Genomic DNA, 3,338 nt, shown 5'->3' with positions numbered 1-3,338 from the left:
GTAATAATATTTTGTGCTAACTCTGGCGTGGATGGGGCGGTGAAATTCATAATAAGATCAGATGCGAAATTCATATTCTCAAAATGTAATTGTTTCGAGTCAGCATCGTAATAAACAAAATTATCAATCGGACCATTCGGTCGATCATTGGGTGTATAACTGCTCGGCATGAACTGGCTTTGTGAAGAAGTCGCATTTAAACTGAGTTCTAAAAGCTTCAAGTCATAATTTAGATTGGCGTTTTTAGTATCCAGTTCTTTTTGCAAATTTTGAATACGTTGTTGATATTGTTCTGTACTTTCAAATTGATCTTTTTGTGGTGGAATCACCTGCATTGTCGATCTTATATAATTGATGGCTGTATCGTGCGCTGCACGCAAAGAGTAGTCATCGCCTAAAGCAAATGTGAATGCAGGAAATTGTTGACCTGTATGACCAATTACCAAAACTTGATTATTTTTTAAAGCTAACACATTTCTTAAATCATTCAGAATAGATTGGAAATGCACACAGTTTGCACAATAGTCAGCCACATCCGAATTCTCAGCAAACATCTGCAATCCAGAGATAGTTTTATATGGAGGATAAAAGGAAAAATATCCTTCGTCTTTAATGAGCTCCTGAAAGCTTTCGCCTGTTTTGGTGAGCGGAGGGGTAATTTTATTTCGATCAATAATCAAAGGAGAAGAAGCAGTCTGTGCAGGGGCTTCATCATTCAATGACATTGTTTCAATCTTTTGAGATAGCTCTTCTTTCTGTACATCATCATGTTGTGGTTTTGAGCAGCCGACCAACGCAAGGCTGGTGAGCAGTGCAATTGAAACGTATTTCATCCTATTATTTCCCCATCCAATATTTTTAAAATTCTTAGACTTGCATATGAAATTGACTGTAATTTCAAATACATTCTGCTTGGCTGTCATAGGCTCTAGCGATGCTATTACTGAGCACAATAAGGACAATCCGAATAAGCGGTACAGCACGTTCTATGATTTTTATCCAGCACAAAACACCACAGACCCAAATGGATGCAGCAGTTAATTGATGGCTTGAATCAGTCAGGACACAGCGAAAGCGTGCGATAAATGAATTGGAATGAAATGCCTGAGAGGCGGAGAAAGTGCAGGGGAATAAAGCACAGTAAAATGTGTCATGGTTGACTCCTTGGAATTACAAGAAGTTCTGCTACATCACTGCTAAATAATGGTGGCAGAACGAAAGGGGGTTAGCAGACTGGGATCCAAGGAACCAGCACGCACGAGGCGTCCCCCTCTCGCCCTACCATAGAAAAAAAGGGGGACACGAGGGTTCCCACAACATACAAAATTACTTTCATATATCGTGCTGGATCTGCGGTCTGCTAAAACCGACTGACAATGTAGGTCAGCCCTTGCATCATAATCGTTGCTAAAAAACAGGTCAATTGATCTATTTAACCAACATTCAAAAATCACCTAAAACTGATGATAAAAAACGCATTCTAAAAAAATACAAATACATAGCATCTAAATGAGAGCAATGCTTCAAATACACACAACCATCATTTTGCCTGCTTCCCCAGCAGGCTTTTTTTATTCATTTACAGGAAATACCACAATGAGTTTGCCATGTCCTTATTGCCAGTCTAGAGAGACGGTACAACTGCAATCCCCCCAACATTTACCCAGTCCATCCAATAACCCTATTTCCAATAGTGTGATGTCACCGATGGCACTTGCTACTTTGGGTGTCAGTGTTTCTAAAAGCCTGAATATTCCTCCGATTGCAGGCGCAATCGTTGGGGTACTGATCGGTGGTATTTGGATGTTGATCACTGAAGATGAACAGCAACAACCATTACACCCAACTTATCGCAGACAGTATTACTGCAATCACTGTGACCGCAGCTTTAGCCCAAATCTACGTAATTAAGTATTTAACAAAATTTAAATCGAACCCTTTTACCCATTCAAATTGATACAGGAATTATTCTTATGGCACATTTAGTTGAAACAATGGCATTTGTTGGACAAACCCCTTGGCATGGTTTAGGCAATGAACTGACCCCAAACCAACCGATCGAAGTTTGGGCACAACAGGCAGGCATGGATTGGCGGATTGAATCCTCGGATGTCAGTTACATGGCACAGAATGAAAAGGGGCAGAGCATCATCATGCCTTTTGAGGAACAACGAGTGCTTTATCGTTCCGATACCCACGCACCTTTATCCGTAGTGAGCCAACGCTTTCAGGAAGTCCAGCCGATGGAAATTCTACATTTCTATAAAGACCTGACTGAACAATCAGGCTTTGAACTGGAAACCGCAGGCGTACTTAAAGGCGGTAAGAAATTCTGGGCATTGGCTAAGACAGGACAGACCTCAGCACTCAAGGGTAAGGATGTCAGTAATGGCTATATTCTTTTAGCGACAGCCTGTGATGGAACCTTAGCCACGACAGCTCAGTTCACCAGTATTCGAGTGGTGTGTAACAACACCTTGGCGATTGCTCTCAAAGGACAAAACACCAATGCTGGTGTAGTTAAAGTGCCACACAGTACCAAGTTCGATGCCGAAAAAGTCAAACAGCAACTCGGTATTTCTGTTCGTGCGTGGGATGAACACATGTATGAAATGAAGCAGTTGAGTCAACGTAAAGTGACTCAACAAGAAGCCGCAGCCTACTTTGATGCAGTATTTAACAATACCAACTTAAGTGTGGCTGAACAGGATGAAAGCATTATTCAGTTCTACCGCAATGCAGCCATGCCAAATCAAATTGCTTCATCTAAAGCGGACAATAAAATCGAACCGAATGGACGTGCGATGTCTAAAGTCATGACCATGTTTAACGGACATGGACGAGGGGCAGAACTCAGTTCAGCTAAAGACACCGCTTATGGTTTACTGTGTTCGATCACCGAATTCACCGACCACGAACGTCGTGCCATGAGTACTGATCATCGACTCGATTCAGCATGGTTTGGGGCAGGTGCAGCGATCAAGCAACGAGGATTGGAACAAGCACTTCGAATGATTGCCTAAATTCAGTTTCAATTAAGCCAGCTCTATTAGCCTAAGCATACGGTAACACCGTACAAGCACAGCAACACCTTTAGCCACATTTCCAGATGTGGCTTTTTTTATGCCCAAAATTCAGCTTTTACACTTTTACCGATACAGGAATATTTCTAATGAATAGCCATACTCAAATTCAAAACACTTTAAATCATCCACCATTACAGCCGTATTCACCAAACCTGAATCTACCCATCCAGAACTCATTGACTCAACAGGTTGAGGTAGGAACCCGAACCAAACGAGACCGATCGAATACGCAACCACGAAAAACCAAAACCC

3 protein-coding genes and 1 pseudogene are annotated in these 3,338 nt (G+C 41.8%); 3 read left to right on the top strand and 1 reads right to left on the bottom strand.

Features of this window, described 5'->3' with window-relative positions:
• Positions 1–833, bottom strand: an 833-nt coding sequence (locus tag ACT4_RS02905) for a hypothetical protein (RefSeq protein WP_034604513.1), incomplete at its 3' end; no start/stop codon positions are given.
• A 763-nt stretch (positions 834–1,596) separates the two neighbouring features.
• On the opposite strand from ACT4_RS02905, the gene ACT4_RS02900 reads away from it, so the two are divergent.
• The 3 genes and pseudogenes from ACT4_RS02900 to ACT4_RS17090 all read left to right on the top strand — a co-directional run.
• Positions 1,597–1,911 (top strand): hypothetical protein, encoded by a 315-nt coding sequence (locus ACT4_RS02900; protein WP_007479669.1) that lies wholly within the window; start codon positions 1,597–1,599, stop codon positions 1,909–1,911.
• Positions 1,912–1,973: 62 nt separating this feature from the next.
• Positions 1,974–3,023, top strand: a complete 1,050-nt coding sequence (locus ACT4_RS02895) for a DUF932 domain-containing protein (protein WP_007479667.1) — start codon at positions 1,974–1,976, stop codon at positions 3,021–3,023.
• 149 nt (positions 3,024–3,172) lie between these two features.
• A pseudogene (locus tag ACT4_RS17090) lies at positions 3,173–3,338 on the top strand (YqaJ-like viral recombinase); the annotation flags it as partial.

Origin of the sequence: Acinetobacter sp. NBRC 100985 (genome assembly GCF_000241225.1) — a bacterium.
In the GTDB taxonomy this organism is placed as follows: Bacteria; Pseudomonadota; Gammaproteobacteria; order Pseudomonadales; family Moraxellaceae; genus Acinetobacter; species Acinetobacter venetianus.
Note: the sequence above shows the minus strand (reverse complement) of the source record. Positions and strands in the feature narration are given on the sequence as shown.

What these genes read in the sequence shown, in the direction of transcription:
- ACT4_RS02900 (WP_007479669.1), top strand. Translation starts at nt 1,597, where the DNA reads ATGAGTTTGCCATGTCCTTATTGCCAGTCTAGAGAGACGGTACAACTG.
- ACT4_RS02895 (WP_007479667.1), top strand. Translation starts at nt 1,974, where the DNA reads ATGGCACATTTAGTTGAAACAATGGCATTTGTTGGACAAACCCCTTGG.